18 protein-coding genes are annotated in these 23,141 nt (G+C 73.3%); 13 read left to right on the plus strand and 5 right to left on the minus strand.

Annotation, left to right across the window (positions count from 1 at the left end):
* Positions 1 to 34 precede the first annotated feature (34 nt).
* Positions 35 to 937, plus strand: coding sequence for a DNA-3-methyladenine glycosylase family protein (locus tag D7231_RS32500; RefSeq protein WP_120759570.1), 903 nt, complete (start codon positions 35 to 37; stop codon positions 935 to 937).
* A 219-nt stretch (positions 938 to 1,156) separates the two neighbouring features.
* On the opposite strand, the gene D7231_RS32505 is transcribed toward D7231_RS32500, so the two are convergent.
* Genes D7231_RS32505 through D7231_RS32515 form a run of 3 tightly spaced genes read right to left on the minus strand, consistent with a single transcriptional unit; the run spans position 1,157 to position 4,003 of the window.
* On the minus strand, positions 1,157 to 2,494 hold the full coding sequence (locus tag D7231_RS32505; protein WP_120759572.1) for a coenzyme F420-0:L-glutamate ligase: 1,338 nt from the start codon (positions 2,492 to 2,494) through the stop codon (positions 1,157 to 1,159).
* Positions 2,491 to 3,468 carry a 2-phospho-L-lactate transferase gene (cofD, locus tag D7231_RS32510; protein ID WP_120759574.1) on the minus strand — a complete coding sequence of 326 codons (978 nt, stop codon included), beginning with the start codon at positions 3,466 to 3,468 and terminating at the stop codon, positions 2,491 to 2,493. The genes D7231_RS32505 and cofD overlap by 4 nt, the downstream gene beginning before the upstream one ends.
* Positions 3,469 to 3,481: 13 nt before the next feature.
* Positions 3,482 to 4,003: a cysteine dioxygenase gene (locus tag D7231_RS32515; protein WP_120759576.1), complete on the minus strand. Its 522-nt coding sequence runs from the start codon at positions 4,001 to 4,003 to the stop codon at positions 3,482 to 3,484.
* A 93-nt stretch (positions 4,004 to 4,096) separates the two neighbouring features.
* Here D7231_RS32515 and D7231_RS36665 point away from each other — a divergent pair, with 93 nt between their 5' ends.
* From D7231_RS36665 to D7231_RS32535, 4 genes are all read left to right on the plus strand, one after another.
* Positions 4,097 to 4,243 (plus strand): hypothetical protein, encoded by a 147-nt coding sequence (locus D7231_RS36665; RefSeq protein WP_158673863.1) that lies wholly within the window; start codon positions 4,097 to 4,099, stop codon positions 4,241 to 4,243.
* 456 nt (positions 4,244 to 4,699) lie between these two features.
* Entirely contained in the window at positions 4,700 to 4,963 is a 264-nt protein-coding gene (locus D7231_RS32525; RefSeq protein WP_120759581.1) for a WhiB family transcriptional regulator, read from the plus strand.
* Between the two features lie 420 nt (positions 4,964 to 5,383).
* Positions 5,384 to 9,232: a glycosyltransferase family 2 protein gene (locus D7231_RS32530; protein ID WP_120759583.1), complete on the plus strand. Its 3,849-nt coding sequence runs from the start codon at positions 5,384 to 5,386 to the stop codon at positions 9,230 to 9,232.
* Entirely contained in the window at positions 9,229 to 10,794 is a 1,566-nt protein-coding gene (locus D7231_RS32535) for a DUF5719 family protein (RefSeq protein WP_120759585.1), read from the plus strand. The genes D7231_RS32530 and D7231_RS32535 overlap by 4 nt, the downstream gene beginning before the upstream one ends.
* Before the next feature lie 51 nt (positions 10,795 to 10,845).
* Here the strand turns inward: D7231_RS32535 and D7231_RS32540 are convergent, their stop codons facing one another.
* Positions 10,846 to 11,355, minus strand: a complete 510-nt coding sequence (locus D7231_RS32540) for a metallopeptidase family protein (RefSeq protein ID WP_194959909.1) — start codon at positions 11,353 to 11,355, stop codon at positions 10,846 to 10,848.
* Between the two features lie 271 nt (positions 11,356 to 11,626).
* On the opposite strand from D7231_RS32540, the gene D7231_RS32545 reads away from it, so the two are divergent.
* From D7231_RS32545 to D7231_RS32570, 6 genes are all read left to right on the plus strand, one after another.
* Positions 11,627 to 12,058, plus strand: a complete 432-nt coding sequence (locus tag D7231_RS32545; protein ID WP_120759589.1) for a DUF3499 domain-containing protein — start codon at positions 11,627 to 11,629, stop codon at positions 12,056 to 12,058.
* A 116-nt stretch (positions 12,059 to 12,174) separates the two neighbouring features.
* Positions 12,175 to 13,533 carry a phosphomannomutase/phosphoglucomutase gene (locus D7231_RS32550; protein ID WP_120759591.1) on the plus strand — a complete coding sequence of 453 codons (1,359 nt, stop codon included), beginning with the start codon at positions 12,175 to 12,177 and terminating at the stop codon, positions 13,531 to 13,533.
* Positions 13,534 to 14,136: 603 nt separating this feature from the next.
* A complete protein-coding gene (locus tag D7231_RS32555; RefSeq protein ID WP_106677533.1) occupies positions 14,137 to 14,322 on the plus strand; it encodes a Trm112 family protein in 186 nt (61 codons plus the stop codon).
* A gap of 105 nt (positions 14,323 to 14,427) precedes the next feature.
* Positions 14,428 to 15,621 (plus strand): SIS domain-containing protein, encoded by a 1,194-nt coding sequence (locus tag D7231_RS32560; protein WP_120759593.1) that lies wholly within the window; start codon positions 14,428 to 14,430, stop codon positions 15,619 to 15,621.
* Between the two features lie 106 nt (positions 15,622 to 15,727).
* Entirely contained in the window at positions 15,728 to 16,939 is a 1,212-nt protein-coding gene (gene manA / locus D7231_RS32565; RefSeq protein ID WP_120759596.1) for a mannose-6-phosphate isomerase, class I, read from the plus strand.
* 74 nt (positions 16,940 to 17,013) lie between these two features.
* On the plus strand, positions 17,014 to 17,982 hold the full coding sequence (locus tag D7231_RS32570) for a cation diffusion facilitator family transporter (RefSeq protein ID WP_120759598.1): 969 nt from the start codon (positions 17,014 to 17,016) through the stop codon (positions 17,980 to 17,982).
* A 90-nt stretch (positions 17,983 to 18,072) separates the two neighbouring features.
* Here D7231_RS32570 and D7231_RS32575 read toward each other — a convergent pair whose 3' ends face one another.
* Positions 18,073 to 20,034, minus strand: a complete 1,962-nt coding sequence (locus tag D7231_RS32575; protein ID WP_277875669.1) for a fructose-specific PTS transporter subunit EIIC — start codon at positions 20,032 to 20,034, stop codon at positions 18,073 to 18,075.
* A gap of 489 nt (positions 20,035 to 20,523) precedes the next feature.
* Between D7231_RS32575 and ahcY the strand changes: the two genes are divergently transcribed.
* Positions 20,524 to 21,981, plus strand: coding sequence for an adenosylhomocysteinase (gene ahcY, locus D7231_RS32580; RefSeq protein ID WP_120759602.1), 1,458 nt, complete (start codon positions 20,524 to 20,526; stop codon positions 21,979 to 21,981).
* A gap of 126 nt (positions 21,982 to 22,107) precedes the next feature.
* On the plus strand, positions 22,108 to 22,740 hold the full coding sequence (locus tag D7231_RS32585; protein WP_120759604.1) for a hypothetical protein: 633 nt from the start codon (positions 22,108 to 22,110) through the stop codon (positions 22,738 to 22,740).
* The last annotated feature ends 401 nt before the right edge of the window (positions 22,741 to 23,141 follow it).

The following is a 23,141-nucleotide window of genomic DNA, read 5'->3' on the forward strand; positions in this document are numbered from 1 at the left end:
CGACCGGGCGGGTCGCCGGACGTACCCTGGCCTGATGGCGACCCGCACATGGACCCCACCCGCCCCGTACGACATGGGGCGCACCTTGGGCGTCCTCGCGCGCGGTCCGGGCGACCCCGCCTACCGCGTGGATCCGGACGGCTCCGTGTGGCGGGCCAGCCGCACTCCGCAGGGCCCCGGCACGCTCCACCTGACCAGCGAGCGGGGCCGCGTCCACGCGGAGGCGTGGGGCCCCGGCGCGGAGTGGCTCCTGGAGACGCTCCCGGCCCTCCTGGGCGCCGCCGACGACCCGGACGCCTTCACGCCCCGCCACCGCCTCGTCCACGAGGCGCACCGCCGCCACCAGGGCCTCAGGCTGACCCGTACGGGCCTGGTCCTGGAATCGCTGATCCCCTCGGTCCTGGAACAGAAGGTCACGGCCGACGAGGCGTACCGGGCCTGGCGCCTCCTCCTCCACCAGCACGGCGAACCGGCCCCCGGCCCGGCACCCCGCATGCGCGTGATGCCCAGTGCGCAGGCCTGGGCGATGATCCCGTCCTGGGACTGGCACAAGGCGGGCGTGGACGGCAAACGGGCAGCGACGATCGTCCGGGCGGCCCGGGCGGCGGCGCGCCTGGAGGAAGCGGCCGCCATGGACGACGCCCGAGCGTCAAGACGCCTGCAAGCGGTCCCGGGCATCGGCCCGTGGACGGCGGCCGAAACGCTCCAGCGCAGCAACGGCTCCCCCGACGCCGTCACCGTGGGCGACCTCCACCTCCCCAAGGTGATCGGCTACGCCCTGACGGGCGCCGGAGGCACCGACGACGAGGCCATGCTGGAACTCCTCACCCCGTACGAGGGCCAACGCCACAGGGCCTGCCGCCTGATCCTCCTCACCAGCGTGAGACCCCCACGCAGGGCACCACGCTTCGCGGTGAACGACATGAGGGCGCTCTAGATGGGGTCGTAAACGACCAGGGCCCTCTGACGAGGGCGGGAGGCTACCGGGGCTGACGACGGCGGGAGGGGGCCGGGGCCGCAGGGGCAGGATCCCTGGACGCTGACGTGTATTTGTGGCGCCAAGTGCGGGGCAAGAACACGCAAGAGGGGAAGGGCGCCGTAAATATACGGTCCAGGGACCCTGCCCCGGAGGCCCCGGCGCCCGGCCCCGAAAGAACTACCGCACCGAGATGAACGAGGACGCGACCCGAGCCGGCCGTTCCCGCGGCGGAGCCGCCGCGTGGCCCACCGCCACCGCCCCCATCGGATCCCACCCCTCCGGCAGCGCCAACACCTCCCGCACCACATCGCGGCAGAACATCGTCGAAGAGATCCAGGCCGACCCGAGCCGCTCCCCGGCCAGCGCCACGAGGAAGTTCTGCACGGCGGCCCCGGCGGCAACGACGAACATCTCCCGCTCAGAAGCGTTCCGCCGCGCGTCCCGGTACGTGTGGGACCCGTCCATCACCAGGCAAGGCACCACCAGATAGGGAGCGTTCCGCAGCACGTCCCCCCGCCGGACCCGCTTGGCGATGCTCTCCTCGCTGAACCCGTCCCCCCGCAGGTCCGCGATCCACGCCTCCCGCATGGCGTCGAGCAGCCGCACCCGCGCCTCCGCGGACTCCAGCAGGACGAACCGCCAGGGCGTCGTGTGATGCGGGGCGGGCGCGGTGATGGCAGCGGCGACGGCCCGCCGCACGGCGGCACCGTCAACGGGCTCGTCGGTGAACTCGCGCACGGTCCGCCGCAAGGTCACGGCTTCCCGTACGGCCTCGGACGTCCCGAGCCGGAACATGTCGTCGGCGGCGGACCGCACGAACGCACGAGCACCGGAGCCGTCCTCACCCACCACATGCGGCAACCCGCGCACCACCGCAACGGGCAGCCCGGAGACCTTCCCCTTCACGAGGTCCCCGGCGGCGGCAAGCTCGTCCGCCGTGGCGACGACGGTCGCACTCAGCGGATTGCCGTGCGCGTCGACACCACCCCGCAGGTCGTCCAGCACCCGCACCCCGGCCGCGCCGATGGCGATGTCGGTGAGCCCGCTGCGCCAGGGCCGCCCGGACGTATCGGTCACCACCACACCCACATCGACACCGAGCGCCTCCCGCAGCCCCTCCCGCAGCACGCGGGCGGACGCATCGGGGTCCTCGGGCAGCAGCAGCACCGTCCCGGCAGCGGTGTTGGACGCGTCGACGCCGGCAGCGGCCATCACCAGACCCTGCCGGTTCTCGACGATGCGCAGGGTGCCGCGCCGCGCGACGACCCGTACGGTCTCGGCGTCTATGGCCGCCTCGCGGTCGCCGGCCCGGACGATCCGGCCCTCGGCCTTGCTGACGATCTTCGAGGTGACGAGGAGGACGTCGCCGTCGGCGAGCCCGGGCAGCCCCTCGCCCATGACGGCCGCGGCGAGCACCTTGACGAGGTCGTCACCGGCCTGCACCTCGGGAATGCCGGGCACGGCCCAGACCCGGTACCCGGGGGCCCCGCCCCCGGCCCGCGTCTCCGCGCTCACGCCCGCACCTCCTCGGCCAGCGCCAGCGCCTCCGCGGCCATGGCGGCCGTGGCCTCGGTGTCCGTCATCATCAGCGGCACGGCCCGGCAGCGGATGCCGGAGGCCTCGACCTTCTCGACGGCGCCGGCGTCGACGGTGTCGACCAGCCAGCCGTCGAGCAGCCCGGGGCCGTAGTGCCCGGCGACGGCCGCGGCGGTGGACTCCACGCCGACGGCGGCGAGCACCTTGTCGGCCATGCCGCGCACGGGCGCGTCACCGACGATGGGGGAGAGGCCGACGACGGGCGCGGAGGCGTCGGCGACGGCCTCGCGGATCCCGGGCACGGCGAGCACGGTGCCGATGCTGACGACGGGGTTGGACGGCGGGAAGAGGATGACGTCGGCGGCGGCGATGGCCTCCAGGACGCCGGGCGCGGGCTTGGCCTGCTCGGCGCCGACGGGGATGATCGCGTGCGCGGGCACGCCGGCCCGCAGCCGCACCCAGTACTCCTGGAAGTGCACGGCCTTGCGCGAGGGAGCCCCGGCGTCGGGATCGTCGATCAGAACGTGCGTCTCGACCCGGTCGTCGCTCATGGGAAGCAGCCGCACCCCGGGCTGCCACCGCTCGCACAGAGCCTCGGTCACGGCGCTCAGCGGGTATCCGGCGCCGAGCATCTGCGTGCGGACGATGTGGGTGGCGAAGTCGCGGTCGCCGAGCCCGAACCACTCGGGCCCGACGCCGTACGCCGCGAGCTCTTCCTTGACGGCGAAGGTCTCGCCGGCCCGGCCCCAGCCCTGCTCCTCGTGGATGCCACCGCCGAGGGTGTACATGACGGTGTCGAGGTCGGGACAGACCTTGAGGCCGAAGAGGTGGATGTCGTCGCCGGTGTTGCCGATGACGGTGATGTCGGCGCCGGGGACTGCTGACTTGAGGCCGCGGAGGAATCGGGCGCCCCCGATTCCACCGGCCAGGACGACGATGCGCTGCGTAGGCATAGGCGACAGTGTGTCAGCTGGGTACGACACTCCTGACGGCGGTCGCCGACGTGGAGGTGACCTCCGCCCGCATGGGCATCTCCGTCAGCCCGGGCGAGTAGATGTGCAGGCTGACCGCCGGCGCGAGGGAGTCGTTGACGATCTCATGAGCGTATCCGGGCGCGAAGACGCGCTGCGCTCCGGCGTGCAGCGTCCGCCGTGCGCCGCCGGGCGTCCCGGTGCTTCCGGTGATCTCGGTCAGCTCACCCTGGAGGACGGTCAGCACCCCGGAGGAGGGGCCGTGGTCGTGGGCCCCGCTGCCCTGCCCGGGCACCCAGCTCAGCAGCCACACCTCGTAGCCGGGGCCGACGCGGAGGCGGTGGTACCAGCGGCTGGTGGCGTCGTACTGGACGAGGTGGGCCCAGGAGGCGCGGTCGGCGGCGACGGAGCGGGCGAGCCCGGCGAACTCGGCGACGGTGCGCGGGTGGGCGGGCGCGGGCGGCATGAGGTGGGGGATGGCGAGCGGGTCGCCGGCGATCTGGACGTCGCTGTTCATGTGCGGAGGTTCCTCGGCGGGAGTGAGGGGAGCGCGTGACGGGCGGAGCGTGGGGCGCCCGGAGCTGGGGATGGCGCAAGGGCGCGGTGCAGCGTGGGCGCACCGCGGACGGCCGGGATGGTGGCCGCGCGGGGCGCGGGGAGTCAGCCGGAGCTCTGGGGCGTCGACGGCATCAACAGCTGGAACAGCGACAGCGAGCCTGCACAGCGCAGCGGGACCCGTAGCTACGGGTCAGGCTGAGGGCGGCGTTCACTGGCATGCCCACCACGGTGACGGGCCCGGACACGTTGTGTCAACCGCATGTCCCATTTGGGGGCAATGTTTCACCTCATCCGGTAACTGTGGGTGCTCCAAGGTTTGCGGGGGTGTGACCATGGACAGGTGGCGCTCCGACCGGGCCGCAAACATCGTTCGGCCGGACGGTGCAACGGGATTGCCGCGCGTGACGTCCTCTCCTTGCAGAGGGGAACGAGTCGGCCGTGGCCCGATGGAAGTGGCGCAGAGGGGTCTGTCCGGACTTGTAATCTTTTGGACACTTTCTGCTTGGCTTTGGTTCCGCAGAGTGAATAAGGGGCCCAATAGCAGATCTCGGCTTGACTGGCCCGGATCGGCACACTTGTAATTTCACCCGTGTCGTTCTGCCGTAGTTGAAGAAGGCGACGACGCGGGGACGTAAATGACAGACGAGGGGCGCACATGACCGAGCTGTTTCAGCAACTGCTGGTCGAGGAGGCGGGCGAGGAGCTCGGCTGGCAAGAGCGCGCGCTGTGCGCCCAGACCGATCCCGAGTCCTTCTTCCCCGAGAAGGGCGGATCCACGCGCGAGGCGAAGAAGGTCTGCCTCGCCTGCGAAGTCCGCTCGGAATGCCTTGAATATGCCCTTGCCAATGACGAGCGCTTCGGCATCTGGGGCGGCCTGTCCGAGCGTGAGCGGCGCCGTCTCAAGAAGGCGGCGGTCTGAGCTTCCGATAGGCCTACAAGAGGCCTGGGGGAGCCCGGCGAGCCCATAGGGCATACGGGTCCGGTAATCACCCTTATTGGTTTCGGTGATTCCAGGGCCAGTGATTCCCCGGCAAATACGGGAATTGGTAGGGCGACGATTACTGCAAGTTAAAAGCGATGGCCGGAGCATGGCCCCCCGTCGCCGGATCCTCCCGCCGGGAGGGCCCCCGCACCCCATGACGTACGCACCGCGTACGGGACGTCCGGTCCGCCCGCCGCCCCACCGGCGCGAGGCGGACCGCTGTGTGCGCAGCCATTAGTGTGGTGGCCCGTCCGAGACGCACCGCCGCCCCGACGGGCGCACCCGCGGCAAGGCGCAGTCCAGCACAGCAGTCATCCGGGGCCCGCCCCGGACCCCGGCCGGAGGGCCCGTACCCCGATGTCCGTGCACAGCAATGCGGCGCACTCGAATATGGCGGCCCCGGCCGCCGCCCCCAACCGCCTGCCCGCGTTCGACCCGGCCGTCCCGCCGGCCTTCCCGCGCCACGTCGTCACCGCCGTGATCGTCAGCCACGACGGCGCCCGCTGGCTCCCCGACGCCCTGTCCGGCCTGCTCGGCCAGGAGCGGCCCGTGCAGAGCGCCGTCGGCGCCGACACCGGCAGCACCGACGACTCGGCCCAGCTCCTCGCCGACGCCCTCGGCCCGGACCGCGTCCTGCACCTCGCCCGCCGCGCCGGCTTCGGCACCGCCGTCGACGAGGCCCTGCGCGCCGTCCCCGCGCCCGACCCCGAGGACCTGCCCTACCTCAAGCGCTCCAGCGGCTGGGACCCCGTCAGCCGCTCCTGGCGCGAGGACGGCTACGACCAGCCCGGCGACGGCCGCCGCCACGGCGACGCCGACCTCGAACCCGTCCAGTGGCTGTGGCTCCTGCACGACGACTGCGCGCCCGAGCCCGGCGCCCTCCACGAACTCCTGCGCGTCGCCGACTCCGAGCCCGGCGCCGCCGTCATCGGCCCCAAGCTGCGCGGCTGGTACGACCGCCGCCAGCTCCTGGAGGCCGGCGTCTCCATCGCCCGCAGCGGCCGCCGCTGGACCGGCCTCGACCGCCGCGAGCAGGACCAGGGCCAGCACGACCAGATCCGCACCGTGCTGTCCGTCTCCACCGCCGGCATGCTCGTCCGCCGCGACGTCTTCGAACAGCTCGGCGGCTTCGACCCCCGGCTGCCCCTCATGCGCGACGACGTCGACCTGTGCTGGCGCGCCCACGCCGCCGGCCACCGCGTCCTCGTCGCCCCCGACGCCGTCCTGCGGCACGCCGAGGCCGCCGCCCGCGAACGCCGCCCCGTCGACTGCGCCGGCCGCCGCCCGGTCAACCCGCACCGCGTCGACAAGGCCGGCGCCGTACACACCCTCCTGGCCAACACCCGCGGCCCGGCCCTCGCCTACGTGCTGCTGCGGCTCGTCCTCAGCACCCTCCTGCGGACCGCCGGCTACCTCCTGGGCAAGGCCCCCGCGCAGGCCCTGGACGAGCTCACCGGCCTCTTCCGCGTCCTCCTGCGGCCCGGCCGCATCCGCGCCGCCCGGACGAAGCGCGGCGCACCCGCCGTCGCACCCGGCGAACTGAGACCGCTGTTCCCGCCGGCCGGAGCCACCCTCCGGGCCACCGCCGAGCAACTGGCGAGCAGCGTCGGCGGCCGCCGGGACGACGGACCCTCCGCCGGCGGGCGCCACGGCGCCGTCGAGTCCGGGCCGACCGGCGAGGACGCCGACTTCCTGGAGATCGAGCAGTTCGCCCGCCTCAAGCGCGTCTTCCGCAAGCCCGCCCCCGTCCTCTTCGCCCTCCTGCTGCTCGTCTCCGTCGTCGCCTGCCGCGAGCTCTTCGGCACCGGCGGCCTCTCGGGCGGCGCCCTCCTGCCCGCCCCCGACGGCGCCGCGGCCCTGTGGTCGCAGTACACGGACGCCTGGCACCCCGTCGGTGTGGGCAGTACCGGAAGCGCACCGCCCTACCTGGCGGTCCTCGCCACCCTCTCGACGCTCTTCCTCGGCTCCACGGGCTTCACCCTCACCCTGCTGCTCGTCTGCTCGGTGCCCCTGGCCGGGCTCAGCGCCTACTTCGCCTCCCGCCCCCTGGTCTCCTCGCGCCCCCTGCGCGCCTGGGCCGCCGTCGCCTACGCCTTCCTGCCCGCCGCGACCGGCGCCCTCGCCGCGGGCCGCCTCGGCACCGCCGTCCTGGCCGTCCTGCTGCCGCTCATGGCGCGCACCGCCGTCGCCGCGGCCGGCCTGCGCGTCCCGGGCGCCCGCCCCACCTGGCGCGCGTCCTGGGCGTACGCCCTCCTGCTCACTGTCACCACCGCCTTCACCCCGGTGGTGTGGCCGCTCGCCGTCGTCCTGGGCCTGGCCGCCCTGGCCTTCCACGGCGCCCAGGGCGGGCGCCCGCGGCTGGTGCTCCACGGCCCGCGCTTCCTCGCCGTCGTCCTGACTCCCGTCGCCGTCCTGGCCCCCTGGTCCCTGGGCCTGTTCGCGCACCCGGGCCGCTTCCTGACCGAGGCCGGCCTCGACCAGGCGGTCACCGGCTCGTCCTCCCCGCTGTACCTGCTCACCGCCGACCCCGGCGGCGCGAAGACCGTCGGCGGCGCACTGCTCGCGGGCGTCGTCCTGGCCGCGCTCGCCGCCCTGCTGCGCGCCGACCGGCAGCTCGCCGTCCGCGGCGCCTGGGCGACCGCGCTCGCGGCCCTCGCGGCCGCCGTCCTCTCCGCCGGCTCGGCCTGGGCCGGACCGGCCACCCTCCTCTACGGGCTCGCCCTCATCGCCGCCGCGGCCGTCGGAGCGGAAGGCGCGCGGGCGCGCGTGGCCGCTCTCAGCTTCGGCTGGCGGCAGCCCGTGGCGGTGCTCATCGCCGTTGCCGCGGCCGCCGCCCCCTTGGTCGCGGCCGTGGGCTGGGCGGCCGGTGGCGCGGACGGCCCGCTCCAGCGGCGCAGCGACGCGCAGGTGCCCGCCTTCGTGGCCGAGGAGGCGGCCACCCGCGACCAGGCCCGCACCCTGGTGCTCGACGGCCGCGACGGCCGCGTCACTTACGCGCTCGTCCGGGGCTCCGGCGCCCGCCTCGGCGACGCCGAGGCGGCCGCGGCCGCCGGGGCCGACCCGAAGCTCGACTCCGTCGTCGCGGGCCTCGTCGCGGGCTCCGGCGCCGACCAGGCCGGCCTCCTCGCCGACTACGCCGTCGGCTACGTCCTCGTCCGCGACAGCGCCCCCCCGGCCATGGGCCGCGCCCTGGACACCACCACCGGCCTGACGCGGCTCAGCCGCCAGGACCACGCCTCCCTGTGGCGCGTGGACCGCGAGGTCGCACGCATCACTGTCGTCGCCGGCGGGGCACAGGGGAGCGGCAAGGGCGGCGGTGAGCAGTCCGCCCCCGTGCCGGTCGCCGCCGGGCCCGTCGAGTCCCGCGCGAAGCTCCCCGCGGGCCCCGAGGGACGGGTCCTGCGGATCGCCGACAAGGCGGACCCCGGCTGGCAGGCCACGCTCGACGGACGCTCCCTCAAGCGCACCACCGTCGACGGCTGGGCGCAGGGCTTCGAACTGCCCGCCGGGGGCGGCAAGCTGGCGCTCACGTACAAGGCGCCCGCCACGCACAGCACCTGGCTGTGGGCGCAGGGCCTCCTCGCGGCCGTCCTCGTGGTGCTCGCTCTTCCCGGGCGCAAGCGCCAGGTGGACGACGACCTGCCGGAGGAGGAGAGCGCACCCGCGGCCGTCGCCGCGCCCGCCTCCGTACCGGCCCAGGCTGTCGCCGGCGAGGGCCGCCGCGCGCGCAGGCTGCGGGCGGCTGCGGACGCCGCCCGGCCGGACGCCGCCCCCGTGCCGGAAGCCCCTCCCGCCGAGCCTGTCGCCGACTCCTACGCCGACCCGTACGCGGCCTCCTATGCCGACGCGTACGCCGATCCCTACGCCGAGTCCTACGCAACTCCTCACTCCGATCCGTACGGTCAGCAGGAACAGCACCAGGGGCAGCAGCAAGGGCACCCGCAGGGGCAGCAGTACGGGCAGGAGGTGCCCTACGGCTCGTACGGTGAACAGCAGCACTACCAGGCGGACCACGGGGGCACGTACGACGCCGCCTACGGCGGCGCACAGCAGCAGGTCCCGTACCAGGGTCAGGGCCAGTACTCGGCGGAGCCGTACGCGAACGGGCAGACCGCGCCGTACGACCCGTACACCTACGGCGGAGCACACGACACGACGTACGGCGGCGGTGACCGGCACCACCGCGACGGGAGCGAGCAGCAGTGAAGCGCACCACCCTGTCCCTGTTCGCCGCGACCGCCGCTCTCGCGGCCCTGGGCGGCGTGGCCGCCGTCACCGTGCCGTCCGGCGCCGGCAGCGGCGGCAGCGCTGCCCGTACGGCCGCGAAGGCGCCCGCCCTGCTGCCCGTCCAGCGCTCCATGGCCCTCTGCCCGGCCCCGACTTCGTCGGACGTGGGGGAGACGGCGTACACCGCCTTCACTCCCGTCGGCGGGGCGAAGGGCGCGAAGAAGGGCACGGCCGAGCTGCTGTCGGCGGCAAGCAGCGACAAGAAGGACGACAGCAACAAGCAGGACAAGAAGGGAAATAAGGGCAGCAAGGAGAACAAAGAGAGCAAGGGCCCCGTTCCCGCGGGCACTTCGGTGCTGTCCCTGAAGGAGCCCGGCAAGCCCGCCACGGCCACCACCGGCCGCTCCGACGCCCCCGCCCTCATCGGCAGCGCCGACGGGGCGCTCGCCCCCGGCTGGACCGTCCAGCAGACCACCGTGGTCGCGGCCGGCAGCGGCCGCGGGCTGCACGGGCTGACGTGTACGGCGCCCGACACCTCGTTCTGGTTCCCGGGCGCGAGCACCGCCAAGGGCCGCCAGGACTACGTCCACCTGACCAACCCCGACAGCACGGCGGCCGTCGTCGACCTGGAGCTCTACGGCAAGGACGGCCGCATCAAGTCCGGGGCCGGGGAGGGCGTCACCGTCCCGCCGCGCTCCACCGTCCCGGTGCTGCTGTCCTCCCTGGCGGACGCGCCCACGGAAGACGTCACGGTGCACGTGGCGGCCCGCTCGGGCCGCGTGGGGGCGGGCCTCCAGACGGCCGACGACAAAAAGGGCGGCGACTGGCTGCCGGCCTCCGCCGAACCGGCCGCCGACGCCGTCCTGCCGGGCATCCCGGGCGACGCGACGTCCGTACGGCTCGTCGTCTTCGCCCCCGGCTCGGACGACGCCGACCTCAAGGTGCGCTTCGCCGGCCCGAACGGCACGATCACCCCGGCCGGGCACGAGACCCTGCATGTCCGCAGCGGCATGACCGCCGCCGTCGACCTGGGGGACGTCGCCAAGGGCGAGGCGGGCTCGCTGCTGCTCACGGCGGACGGCAGGAGCGCGCCGGTCGTCGCCGCACTGCGCGTCACCCGCGGCAAGGACGACAAGCAGGAGACGGCGTTCATCCCCGCCGTGCAGCAGCTCGGCGCGCGGGCCACGGTGGCGGACAACCGCCCCAAGGGCAGCACGCTCGCACTGGTCGCGCCCGGCAAGGAGGCGGCGCAGGTCAAGGTCGCCTCCTCGGCGGGCAGCGAGGGCGGCGAGCCGGCGGAGAAGACGTACACGGTGAAGCCCGGCACCACCCTGACCGTGGAGCCGCCCCAGCCGCCGGGCGCCAAGGGGTCGTTCGCGGTGACCGTGGAGAAGGTCTCCGGCGGGCCGGTGCACGCCTCGCGGATGCTGGCGCTGCCCAAGGACGGAGTCCCCATGTTCACGATCCAGCCGCTGGCGGACGACCGTTCGTCGGTGAAGGTGCCGGAGGCGGAGCAGGACCTGTCGATGCTCAACCGCTGAGCGGCGCCGCCGCCGTCACGCGCGGCAGCACCCCCCGGGCGGCCCGGGGGCTCAGTCCTGGCCGTAGCGGGGGTCGACCGATTCCGGGGCGAGCCCGAGGAGTTCGGCGACCTGCTCGACCACCACCTCGTGCACCAGCAGGGCGCGCTCCTCGCGGCCCTTGGCGCGGATTTCCACCGGGCGGCGGTAGATCACGATGCGGTCCGGGGCGTCGCCGTGGGCGGCCACATAGCGGCCGAGGGGCACGGACTCGCCGTCGAAGTCGAAGGCGTCCAGCCCGTCGGGGTCGCTCAGCGCGCCCCCGGCGTCACTCCTGGCGACCGGCACTTCACGGATCACGAACTCGACGGAGGCGAGCTGCGGCCAGCGCCGCTCCAGCCGCTCCGCGGAGTCGTGCACCAGGTCGACGAACGCCTCGCCGCGGCTGACCGACAGCGGCACTTGGGGCGGCGCGATCGGCCCGCGCATGCCGCGTCCATGGCGGTCGCGGTGCCGGGGGCGCGGCCCGGAGTAGCTGGGGACACCCCCGGTGGTGGCCGGAGGAGGTACGCGGTTGTCCATCACTCTTGAGGGTATCTGTCGGCCGCCCCGTCGCACGTGGCTGTCGCGCATCCCGGGAATGTCGCCTGATGAACATTCCGGCCAGCCCTGTGATCAATTATGGTCAGATACCGGACCGTCCGGTCTGCTTGCGCGGTTCCGGGGAGGGGGCGGCGGTGTGCGCACCCGCCCCTGGTGAGACCCTGTTCACCGGCCCCGCGCAGGTCAGCGGGGTGGGGAGAAGCAGGCGTCCACAGGACGAACCAGGACGACACGGAGGGGTGAGCCGGGGGTGAGTCGTCGCGGCCCGCTCAAGAGTGCGGTACCGTCCAACCTCGTGAGCCCTGTACGTCGCTGTTCGCGCACCGCGTGCGGCCGCCCGGCCGTCGCGACGCTGACGTACGTCTATGCCGACTCGACCGCCGTCCTCGGACCGCTCGCCACCTACGCCGAACCCCACTGCTACGACCTGTGCGCCGAGCACTCCGAGCGCCTGACCGCGCCCCGCGGCTGGGACGTCGTCCGGCTCGCCCTCGACAGCGGCCCCGCCCGCCCCAGCGGCGACGACCTCGAAGCGCTCGCCAACGCCGTGCGTGAGGCGGCCCGTCCGCAGGAGCGCGCCGTCCAGCCCGGCCCCCCGCCGGGCACGACCGGCCGCGAGGCCGATCCCATGGAGGTCGCCCGCCGAGGCCACCTCAGGGTCCTGCGCTCGCCCGACAACTGACACCGCGCCCGGCGTCGGTGCCGACGCCGGCGCTGCGCCCGGCCGCCCCGGCCCCGTCCTGTCACTTGCTCCCGGTAGGTTGTGTCTTCCCGTACCGGACCAGGAAGGCGTTGGCTGTGGCTGATCTGTCGCAGATCGTGAAGGCGTACGACGTACGCGGTGTGGTCCCGGACCAGTGGGACGAGCCCATGGCGGAGCTCTTCGGCGCCGCCTTCGCCGAAGTGACCGGTGCGACCGCCGTCGTGGTCGGCCATGACATGAGGCCGTCGTCGCCCGGTCTTTCGGGCGCCTTCGCCCGCGGTGCCGCCGCCCGCGGCGTCGATGTCACCGAGATCGGCCTCTGCTCCACCGACCAGCTCTACTTCGCGAGCGGTCAGCTCGGCCTGCCCGGCGCGATGTTCACGGCCAGCCACAACCCCGCGCAGTACAACGGCATCAAGATGTGCCGGGCCGGCGCCGCCCCCGTCGGCCAGGACACCGGCCTCGCCGAGATCCGCGCCCTCGTCGAGGGCTGGCTCGAAAACGGCGCCCCCGAGCCCGCGGCCGCCCCCGGCACCGTCACCCGCCGCGACGTCCTGGAGGACTACGCGGCCCACCTGCGCTCCCTCGTCGACCTCAGCGGCATCCGCCGCCTCAAGGTCGTCGTCGACGCCGGCAACGGCATGGGCGGGCACACCGTGCCCACCGTCTTCGCCGGCCTGCCCCTCGACCTCGACGCCATGTACTTCGAGCTCGACGGCACCTTCCCCAACCACGAGGCCAACCCCCTCGACCCGAAGAACCTCGTCGACCTCCAGGCGCGCGTCCGCGAGGTCGGCGCCGACCTCGGCCTGGCCTTCGACGGCGACGCCGACCGCTGCTTCGTCATCGACGGCAACGGCGACCCCGTCTCGCCGTCCGCGATCACCGCGCTCGTCGCGGCGCGCGAGCTCGCCAAGCACCCCGGCGGCACGGTCATCCACAACCTGATCACCTCGTGGTCCGTGCCGGAGGTCGTCAAGGAGTGCGGCGGCACGCCCGTGCGCACGCGCGTGGGCCACTCCTTCATCAAGCAGGAGATGGCCACCACCGGCGCCATCTTCGGCGGCGAGCACTCCGCGCACTACTACTTCCGCGACTTCTGGAACGCCGACACGGGCATGCTCGCCGCCATGCACGTCCTCGCCGCGCTCGGCGGGCAGAGCGGCCCGCTGTCCGAGCTCGTCGCCGAGTACGACCGGTACGCCGGCTCCGGCGAGATCAACAGCACCGTCGCCGACCAGGCGGGGCGGACGGCCGCCGTCCGCGCCGCGTACGAGAACGCGCCGGGCGCGGAGCTGGACGACCTCGACGGCCTCACCGTCACCACCCCCGACTGGTGGTTCAACCTCCGCGCCTCCAACACGGAACCCCTCCTCCGCCTGAACGTCGAGGCGAGGGACACGGAGACGGTGGAGCGCGTACGGGACGAGGTCTTGGCGATCGTCCGCGCGTAGGGCCCTCCGGGCGGGGAGCGGACGAGGTCGCGAGGCTGGTACGGCGCCGCCGCCGCTGCGGGTCCCGGGCCACCGAGTCCGCCGCAACGGCGCGCACGCGAATCCGGCCTTCCCGGCGGTGCCGTCCCCGCCCCGGCGGGGGCCGGATGTCGGCCTCTGGTTACGGGCGCAGGCCCGGCCCCCCCATTCCGCCGCAACGGCGAACAAGCGAACTCGACCCTTCCGGCGGTGCCGTCCACGCCTCGGCCCGGTTCGGCACCGCCGCCCCGCGTCGTCGTGGCTGATCGCCGCGGCGGCGGGGGGAGGAACGCCGGCCCCGGAGCCGTGGTTGCTGTCCCCAGGCCGTGGGCGCAGGCCCGGCCCCCCATTCCGCCGCAACGGCGAGTGCGCGAACTCGACCTTTCCGGCGGTGCCGTTCCCACGGCGCCGCCGGCCGGCAGAAGACACGGCGGCCCCGGCCGCAGGATCCGCCGCGCGGGAGGGGAGTCCCCGGACCCCGGAGCGACGGCCCCGGGCCGTCGCGACACCGCATGCCGCGCTCCCCCCGGCGGAGCGCGAGGGTACGCTGGCCGGACAGAGACGTACATCCCGAAGGGAACCCCCATGCCGCTCGAAGCCGGTCTCCTGGAGATCCTCGCCTGCCCGGCGTGTCACGCGCCCCTCCGCGACGAGTCCGCCTCCGAGGAGTCCCCCGAGCTGGTGTGCGAGGGCGACGGCTGCGGCCTGGCCTACCCCGTCCGGGACGGCATCCCCGTCCTGCTCGTGGACGAGGCCCGGCGCCCGGCCTGACACCGGCCCGCCCGATCCGCCCGACCCGGCCCCGACCCGCCGGGAGGGCACACCGCACGGCGTACACCACGGCGTACACGACGGCGACCCGGAGGCTGATCCACGGTGTTCGACGAGTCACTCCTCGATGATCCCGACGCCCTGTCCCGTGCCGATCTCCACGGCCTCCTGCGCGGCGCCGCCGAGGCGGGCGCCCGGGTCCGCACGGCCGCCCGCAACGCGGCGGAGGCCGGCGTCACCGCGCTCCGCCCGGACGGCCGCCCCCGCGCGGTGCTGGTCGCCGGGCCGGGCCCGGCCGCCGGCTGCACGGCGGACCTGCTCACCGCACTCGCCGGGGGCAGCGCCCCCGTCTCCCTGATCCGCCCGACCGGCGTGGCCCCCGCCCCCGGCGCCCTGCGCTGGGCGCTCCCCGGCTGGACCGGCCCCCTCGACCTGCTGCTCGTCGCCAGCCCGGACGGTACGGAACCCGGCCTCGCGATCCTCCTGGAGCAGGCGTACCGCCGGGGCTGCTCCGTCGTCTGCGTCACCCCCGCCGGCTCTCCCCTGGCCGACGCCACCGCACAGGCCCGCGGCCTCGCGGTCCCGCTGACGACGTCGCCGAGCGAGGCCCGCGAAGCCGGCGAGCCCGCCGCGGCCGGCGGCGCGGAAGGCGGCGAGGACCAGCCGCCGGGCGAGCGCCCCGCACTGCCCATCGGCCCGGGCCTCATGTGGTCCCTGCTCACGCCCCTGCTCGTCCTCGCCGACCGCATAGGGCTGCTCGCGGCCGACCCGTCCGAGGTCGAGGCCCTCGCCGACCGCCTCGACCAGGTCGCCGAGCGCTGCGGACCGGCCATCGCCACGTACAGCAACCCCGCCAAGACCCTCGCGGCCGAACTGGCCGACACCGTCCCCCTGATCTGGACGGAGGGGCCCCTGGCCGCCGCGGCCGGCCGGCACTTCGCGACGGTCCTCGCCGCCCTCGCCGGCCGCCCGGCCCTCGCCGCCGAGCTCCCCGAGGCCCTGACCGCCCACGGCACCCTCCTCTCGGGCGACTTCGCCGCCGGCGCCGACCCCGAGGACTTCTTCCGCGACCGCGTGGAGGAGCCGGAGACCCTGCACGCCCGCGTCGTCCTCCTCCGCGAACAGGAGCTGGACGTCGCCTCGCCCGCCCCCGCCGCCCGCGAACTCGCCCTCCAGCGCGAGACCCCCGTCAGCGAGCTGGAGCCCACGGACGCCGACAGCCCCCTTCAGACCGCCGCCGAACTGCTGGCCATCACGGATTTCGCTGCCGTCTACCTGGCCCTCGCCTCGACCCCGTAGACGTAGACGCAGACCGGGACGCCGCCCCGTAGACGCACCGACGCCGTCGCGCAGGCGACGCCGACAACGCCGTACGCACGCACGCAACAGTCAGGAAACCGCCCCCATGGACCGCCTCGTCAACACCGTGCGCCCCTACGCCTGGGGCTCCGTCACCGCGATCCCCGAGCTGCTGGGCGCCGCCCCCACCGGCGAGCCGCAGGCAGAACTGTGGATGGGCGCCCACCCCGGCGCACCCTCCCGCGTGGCGCGGGACGGCGACGGAGCACAGCTGCGCTCCCTCTCCGAGGTCATCGCCGCCGACCCCGAGGGCGAGCTCGGCCCCCGGGCCGTGGAACGCTTCGGCCCCCGGCTGCCCTTCCTGTTCAAAATCCTCGCGGCGGCGTCCCCGCTCTCCCTCCAGGTCCACCCCGACCTCTCCCGGGCCGAAGCGGGCCACGCCGCGGAGGAGGCCGCCGGCGTCCCCCGCGACGCCTCCCACCGCAACTACAAGGACACCAACCACAAGCCCGAACTCCTCTGCGCCCTCACCCACTTCGAGGGCCTGTGCGGCTTCCGCGCCCCCGACGAGACCGCCGCCGTCCTCGCCGCGCTCGACGTCGACTCCCTCCAGCCGTACGCCGACCTCCTGCACGCCAAGCCGGAGGCGGACGCCCTGCGCGAGGTCCTCACCGCCGTCCTCGGCGCCGACCACGAGGACATGGCCCGCACCGTCGCCGAGACGGCCGCCGCCGCCGAGCGCCTCGCCGCGCAGGAAGGCCCGCACCGCGACGTGTACGCCGCCTGCGCCTCCCTCGCCCGGCACTATCCCGGCGACCACGGCGTCATCGCCGCCCTGCTCCTCAACCACGTGCGCCTCCAGCCCGGCGAAGCCCTCTACCTGGGCGCCGGCGTCCCGCACGCCTACCTCGACGGCCTCGGCGTCGAAATCATGGCGAACTCGGACAACGTGCTGCGCTGCGGCCTGACGCCCAAGCACATCGACATCCCCGAACTCCTGCGCGTCGTCCGCTTCGAGAGCACCGCCCCCGCCGTCCTGCGCCCGGAGGCCGACGCCGGCGGCGAGGAGGTCTACGGCACCCCCGTCGAGGAGTTCCGCCTCTCCCGCTTCGACCTCGCGCCCGGCGCCGAGGCCACCCTGCCCACCGGCACCCCGCAGATCCTCCTGTGCACCTCCGGCACCGCCGTCCTCCGCAGGACGGACAGCGGCGAGGAGCTGCGCCTCAGCCGAGGCGAGTCCGCCTTCGTACGGGCAACCGAGCCCGTCGCGCTCGCCGGTGACGACGCCCGGGTCTTCCGCGCCACGGTCGCCGTCTGAGCCCCCGCCCGCCCGGCGGCTGCAACAATGGCCCGCCGTAGAGGAAGCGCAGGCGGAAGGGATATCCCGCACAGATGAGTGCAACAGGCGGAACCAAGGCCATCGTCGCCGCGCTCGGCGCCAACATGGCCATCGCCGTGGCGAAGTTCGTCGCGTTCGCGTTCAGCGGCTCGTCGTCGATGCTCGCCGAAGGAGTGCACTCGGTCGCCGACTCCGGCAACCAGGCGCTGCTCCTGCTCGGCGGCAAGAAGGCCCAGCGCAAGGCCAGCGAGGAACACCCCTTCGGCTACGGCCGCGAGCGCTACATCTACGGGTTCCTCGTCTCGATCGTCCTCTTCACCATCGGCGGCGTCTTCGCGCTCTACGAGGGCTACGAGAAGATCAAGGAACCGCACGCGCTCGACAACTGGTACTGGCCCGTCGGCGTCCTCGTCTTCGCCGTCGTCGCGGAGGGCTTCTCCTTCCGCACGGCGGTCAAGGAGTCCGACGAACTGCGCGGCGAGCAGTCCTGGGGCCAGTTCGTCCGCACCGCCAAGGCGCCCGAACTGCCCGTCGTGCTCCTAGAGGACCTCGGCGCCCTCGTCGGCCTCGTCCTCGCCCTGGCCGGCGTCGGCCTCTCCATCGCCACGGGCGACGGCCTCTGGGACGGCATCGGCACCCTCTGCATCGGCGCCCTGCTCGTCCTGATCGCCCTCGTCCTCGCCTCGGAGACCAAGTCCCTGCTGCTCGGCGAGGCCGCCGGCCCCGAACAGGTCGCGAAGATCCGTGCCGCGGCCGTCGACGGCGAGACGGTCACCCGCGTCATCCACATGCGCACCCTCCACCTGGGCCCCGAGGAGCTCCTGGTCGCCGCGAAGATCGCCGTCCAGCACGACGACACGGCGAGGGAGATCGCCGACGCGATCGACGCGGCCGAGGCCAGGATCCGCGAGGCGGTCCCGATCGCCCGCGTCATCTACCTGGAACCGGACGTCTACCGCGAGGAAGCCGCCGCGGCAGGCGAAGACCCGGCAGCGACCCCGGGCGGCCCGGCCCGCCACTGACGGACGGACGAGCGGGCGGGCGGGCGTACGGAGCGGGCGGGCGTACGGAGGCGACGCGGCGCGCCGCTTCCCCGGGCCCCGCCCGCCCGGTCACTGCACCTCCCGCAGGACGTCCACCAGCGCGTCCGCCTCGCTCTCCGCCGAGAGCAGCCGCTCCCGGAACTCCGGGTCCATCAGCTTCCGCGACAGCATCGCCAGGATCCGGAGGTGCTCGTCGCCCGCGGCAGCACTCGGCACCGCGATCATGAAGATCAACCGGGCCCTCGTCCCGTCGAGCGCACCCCACTCGATCCCCTCGTCCGACCGGGCGAAGCCCACGACCGGCGCCGACACCGCGTCCGTCTTCGCGTGCGGGATCGCGATCTCCTCCCCGAGGCCGGTCGTCCCCAGCTCCTCCCGTGCGAGTGCCGCCGCGACCAGACCGTCCACATCGGTCACCGCACCGCTCGCCGCCAGCAGCCCGGCCATCTCCCGGATCGCCGCATCCTTCTCCCGCGAGGCGAGCTGCGGCCGTACGGTCCGGGCGGTGAGATGGCCGGAGAGCGCGGACCCGGCGGACGCGGACCCGGTCGCTGCTTCCCCTGCGCCAGGAGCCGGCACGACTGGACTCGGCACCACGGGAGCCGGCGCTACGGACGCCCCCTTCCCGACCCTCCCGGCGGTCCCGACCGTCATCAACGTGACGGTCGTCAGAGCCGTCACCACCGTCCCGATCGCGATCGCGACGAAGAACATCGGCACCCCGCCGACCGCCCCCAGCGCCGCCACCACAGGCCCCCCGTGCGGCACGTTGTCCTGCACCGCCGCCAGCCCGGCCACCGCCCCGGCCACCGCGCCGCCGGCCATGTTCGCCGGAATGACCCGCGCCGGCCGCGCCGCGGCGAACGGGATCGCGCCCTCGGTGATGCCGAAGCACCCCATGAACAGCGCCGCCAGCCCCGTCTCCCGCTCCTGCGCGCTGAACAGCCCCCGCCGCAGCAGCGTCGCGAGCCCCTGCCCGAGCGGCGGCACCGGAATCGCGGCCGCGCACATGCCCATGATCTCCGGGTTCTTCGAGACCAGCCCCGCGCCGAAGAGGAACGCCGTCTTGTTGACCGGCCCGCCCATGTCGAAGGAGATCATCAGCCCGAGCACCACACCGAGCAGAGCGGCACTCGTCCCCGTCAGGCCGCCCAGCCAACTGGTGAGGTGCTCGAAGACCCAGGCGATCGGCCGGCCGATGACGTAGACGAAGAACAGCCCGAGCGACGTCGTGGCCACGACCGGGATCACGATGACCGGCATGATCGGCCGGACGAAGTCCGGCACCCTGACCTTCTTGATCCACAACACCAGGTAGCCGGCCAGGAACCCCGTGGCGATCGCCCCGATGAACCCCGCACCCGCCTTGCTGTCGTACAACTCCCCATGGCTCGCGACCCAGCCGCCCACCATGCCCGGCACTAGAGCCGGCCGGTCCCCGATCGCGTAGGCGATGTAGCCGGAGAGGACGGGGATCATCAGCGTGAAGCCGATGACGCCGATGTCGTTGACGGACTGCCAGAAGGAACTGTCGAAGACGATGCCCTGCGGCGTGGTGCGCCCGCCGAGGGCGAGCGACACGGCGATCAGCAGACCGCCGACCACCACGAACGGGATCATGTACGAGACGCCGTTCATCAGCGCCTTGTAGACGGATCCGCGCTCCTTCCCGCCGGCGCCGCCCGCACCGCCGAACAGATCGGCGCCGCCTCCGCCGCCGGCCCCCGCTCCCGAGCCGCGGTGCACCGGCGCGTCGAGAACGTCCCGGATCAGCCGCTCCGGATGGTGGATGCCCTCGGCGACCGCGACGGACAGCACCCGCTTCCCGGCGAAGCGGCTGAGGTCGACATCCTTGTCGGCGGCGACGATGATGCCGTCGGCCTCCGCGACCTCGCGGTCGGACAGCACGTTCTCCGCCCCGATCGACCCCTGCGTCTCGACCTTCATCGCATAGCCGAGCTCCTGCGCGGCCTGGGCCAGCTTCTCCGCCGCCATGTACGTGTGCGCGATCCCGGTCGGGCAGGCGGTCACCGCGAGCAGTCTGCGCCCCTGACCGCCCCCTCCGTCCTGCCCGTCCCGTCCCTCCCCGCCGCTCTTCCCGGCGGGACCGGTTGCACTGGCTGGACTGGCCACGTGGGTCTCCTCACAACGGATCGCTCGCGGCGGCGTGCCGCATCCTCGCGCTGATCGCATCCTGCAACACCTGACCTGCACAGGAAACAAGGACGTTCCGGTGTCAGCAGCCCGGAGTTCGACGGAATCTGACGTTCCGGCGGATCGGGCGCCAGTGGGGCTGGGGTTCGACCGGCACCCCGGTGTAGATTCGTGGACGAGCCAGACGTCGCTGCTGATGGCGGTCGGGCGGCCCGCACGACGGACCGGCCGAGGGAGAGAGGGCCTCCGACGGACTGCGCTGCGGTCGGGGCACCGGTGCGTCCAGTGTGTCCAGCTGCTCAGGCAGCCCGACCGCATGCACGGCCGTGTCCACCCTCGCTCGCCCTTCACAGAGGAGCAGCCCGTATGACCACCACTTCCCCCGGCCAGGACTTCAAGGTCGCGGACCTCTCGCTGGCGGCCTTCGGCCGCAAGGAGATCACGCTGGCCGAGCACGAGATGCCCGGCCTGATGTCGATCCGCAAGGAGTACGCGGAGACGCAGCCGCTGGCGGGTGCGCGCATCACCGGCTCGCTGCACATGACGGTCCAGACGGCCGTCCTGATCGAGACCCTCGTGGCGCTCGGCGCGCAGGTCCGCTGGGCGTCCTGCAACATCTTCTCCACCCAGGACCACGCCGCCGCCGCCATCGCGGTCGGCCCGAACGGCACCCCGGAGAACCCGCAGGGCGTGCCGGTCTTCGCCTGGAAGGGCGAGACCCTGGAGGAGTACTGGTGGTGCACGGAGCAGGCCCTGACCTGGCCGAACACCGCCACCGGCGGCCCGAACATGATCCTGGACGACGGCGGTGACGCCACCCTCCTGGTTCACAAGGGCGTCGAGTTCGAGAAGGCCGGCAGCGCCCCGGACCCGTCGACCGCGGACAGCGAGGAGTTCGCCCAGATCCTCACCCTGCTGAACCGCACGCTGGGGGAGAGCCCCCAGAAGTGGACCCAGCTGGCGTCCGAGATCCGCGGCGTCACCGAGGAGACCACGACCGGCGTCCACCGTCTCTACGAGATGCAGCGCGACGGCACGCTCCTCTTCCCCGCGATCAACGTGAACGACGCGGTGACGAAGTCGAAGTTCGACAACAAGTACGGCTGCCGCCACTCCCTGATCGACGGCATCAACCGCGCCACGGACGTCCTGATCGGCGGCAAGGTCGCCGTCGTCTGCGGCTACGGCGACGTGGGCAAGGGCTGCGCCGAGTCGCTCCGCGGCCAGGGCGCCCGGGTCATCGTCACCGAGATCGACCCGATCAACGCCCTCCAGGCGGCGATGGACGGATACCAGGTCACCACCCTGGACGATGTCGTCGAGACCGCCGACATCTTCGTCACCACGACGGGCAACAAGGACATCATCATGGCCGCGGACATGGCCAAGATGAAGCACCAGGCCATCGTCGGCAACATCGGCCACTTCGACAACGAGATCGACATGGCCGGCCTGGCGAAGATCCCCGGCATCGTGAAGGACGAGGTCAAGCCGCAGGTCCACACCTGGACCTTCGCGGACGGCAAGGTCCTGATCGTGCTGTCCGAGGGCCGCCTGCTGAACCTCGGCAACGCGACCGGCCACCCGTCGTTCGTGATGTCCAACTCGTTCGCGGACCAGACGCTGGCCCAGATCGAGCTGTTCACGAAGCCGGAGTCCTACCCGACGGACGTCTACGTCCTGCCGAAGCAGCTGGACGAGAAGGTGGCCCGCCTCCACTTGGACGCGCTCGGCGTCAAGCTGACCACGCTCCGCCCGGAGCAGGCCGCCTACATTGGTGTCCCGGTGGAGGGCCCGTACAAGCCGGACCACTACCGCTACTGATACCGACGCAGCACGACCAGCAAGATCAGTACGTCCAGCAAGACGCAAAGCAACACGAACAGCAGTCGGTAGCAGGCCCCTGCCGGGAAGGCAGGGGCCTGTCCCCGTTCTGTCGAGGACCCCACCATGCCCCGCGGCCGCTACTCGCTCCATGACCCGCACGACCACACCCCCCTCGGTGAAGAGCACTTCCACTGCGCCACCGGCCCCTCCGGCTGGCGCTACGTCTCGCAGCTCACCACTCCCGCCGGCGACCAGGCCGGCTCCGTCGACCTCACTCTCGACGACCTGGGCCGCCCCATCCGCCTCCAGCTCCAGGCCGCGGACTGGCAGGTGCGCGGCGCGGCCCTCGACGGGGTGACCTGGGTTCGCACGGACCCGACCGGCGAGCACGCCACGGAGGGCAATGTCCCCGAGGCGCGCGCCTTCACCGGCGCGTCCCCCGCCTTCTATGTCGCCCTGGCCCGCGCACTGCGCCTGACACCCGGCGCGGGCGCCACGCGCATCCGGCTGGTCGGCTTCACCACCCCCGTCCTCGCCCCCCGGACCCTCGACCAGTCGTGGGCTCTGGTCAGCAGGACAGCACACGCCACTGACAACGGCCCGCTCCAAGTGGACGAGTACCAGGTCAGCGACCTGGAGACCGGCGAGCAGCACACGGTGAACCTGGCCGGCGACGTGGTCCTGTCGGCACCCGGCATCGAGCTGGAAGAGCTGGACAGCCCGCCGTCGACGTTCACTGAGGGGTCAGGCCGGTGACTCGATGTGCGGAGGACCTGGTCAGCCTGGTACTGTCCTCTTCGCCCCACAAGAACTGTTGACACAGGAGGCGTGGGGAGGTAGATTCGAACGGTTGCCGGGTGAGCTGGACAGGCTCCCTAGCAACGGGTAGTGTCTATAGCGCTCTGGTGGCGAACGAGATTCGCCCCGGGCACCTCGATTCCTTATCGGAAAGCAGAAAGCCGATTAGCTCGGCCGGAAAGCGTCTGATAAAGTCGGAATCACCGCCGGAAAGTGAAAGCTGAAAGGCGAAACCCCGCTCCAACAGGGGGCCGGAAACGGAATTCGGACCGGAAACGGGCCGGAAAACGGATCTGGTAAGGTTGGAAACAACGAAGGGAAGCGCCCGGAGGAAAGCCCGAGAGGGTGAGTACAAAGGA

The sequence above is a fragment of the Streptomyces klenkii genome (genome assembly GCF_003626645.1).
GTDB lineage: Bacteria > Actinomycetota > Actinomycetes > Streptomycetales > Streptomycetaceae > Streptomyces > Streptomyces klenkii.

What these genes read in the sequence shown, in the direction of transcription:
- D7231_RS32500 (WP_120759570.1), top strand. Translation starts at nt 35, where the DNA reads ATGGCGACCCGCACATGGACCCCACCCGCCCCGTACGACATGGGGCGC.
- cofD (WP_120759574.1), bottom strand. Translation starts at nt 3,468, where the DNA reads ATGCCTACGCAGCGCATCGTCGTCCTGGCCGGTGGAATCGGGGGCGCC.
- D7231_RS32515 (WP_120759576.1), bottom strand. Translation starts at nt 4,003, where the DNA reads ATGAACAGCGACGTCCAGATCGCCGGCGACCCGCTCGCCATCCCCCAC.
- D7231_RS32525 (WP_120759581.1), top strand. Translation starts at nt 4,700, where the DNA reads ATGACCGAGCTGTTTCAGCAACTGCTGGTCGAGGAGGCGGGCGAGGAG.
- D7231_RS32530 (WP_120759583.1), top strand. Translation starts at nt 5,384, where the DNA reads ATGTCCGTGCACAGCAATGCGGCGCACTCGAATATGGCGGCCCCGGCC.
- D7231_RS32540 (WP_194959909.1), bottom strand. Translation starts at nt 11,355, where the DNA reads ATGGACAACCGCGTACCTCCTCCGGCCACCACCGGGGGTGTCCCCAGC.
- D7231_RS32555 (WP_106677533.1), top strand. Translation starts at nt 14,137, where the DNA reads ATGCCGCTCGAAGCCGGTCTCCTGGAGATCCTCGCCTGCCCGGCGTGT.
- manA (WP_120759596.1), top strand. Translation starts at nt 15,728, where the DNA reads ATGGACCGCCTCGTCAACACCGTGCGCCCCTACGCCTGGGGCTCCGTC.
- D7231_RS32570 (WP_120759598.1), top strand. Translation starts at nt 17,014, where the DNA reads ATGAGTGCAACAGGCGGAACCAAGGCCATCGTCGCCGCGCTCGGCGCC.
- ahcY (WP_120759602.1), top strand. Translation starts at nt 20,524, where the DNA reads ATGACCACCACTTCCCCCGGCCAGGACTTCAAGGTCGCGGACCTCTCG.
- D7231_RS32585 (WP_120759604.1), top strand. Translation starts at nt 22,108, where the DNA reads ATGCCCCGCGGCCGCTACTCGCTCCATGACCCGCACGACCACACCCCC.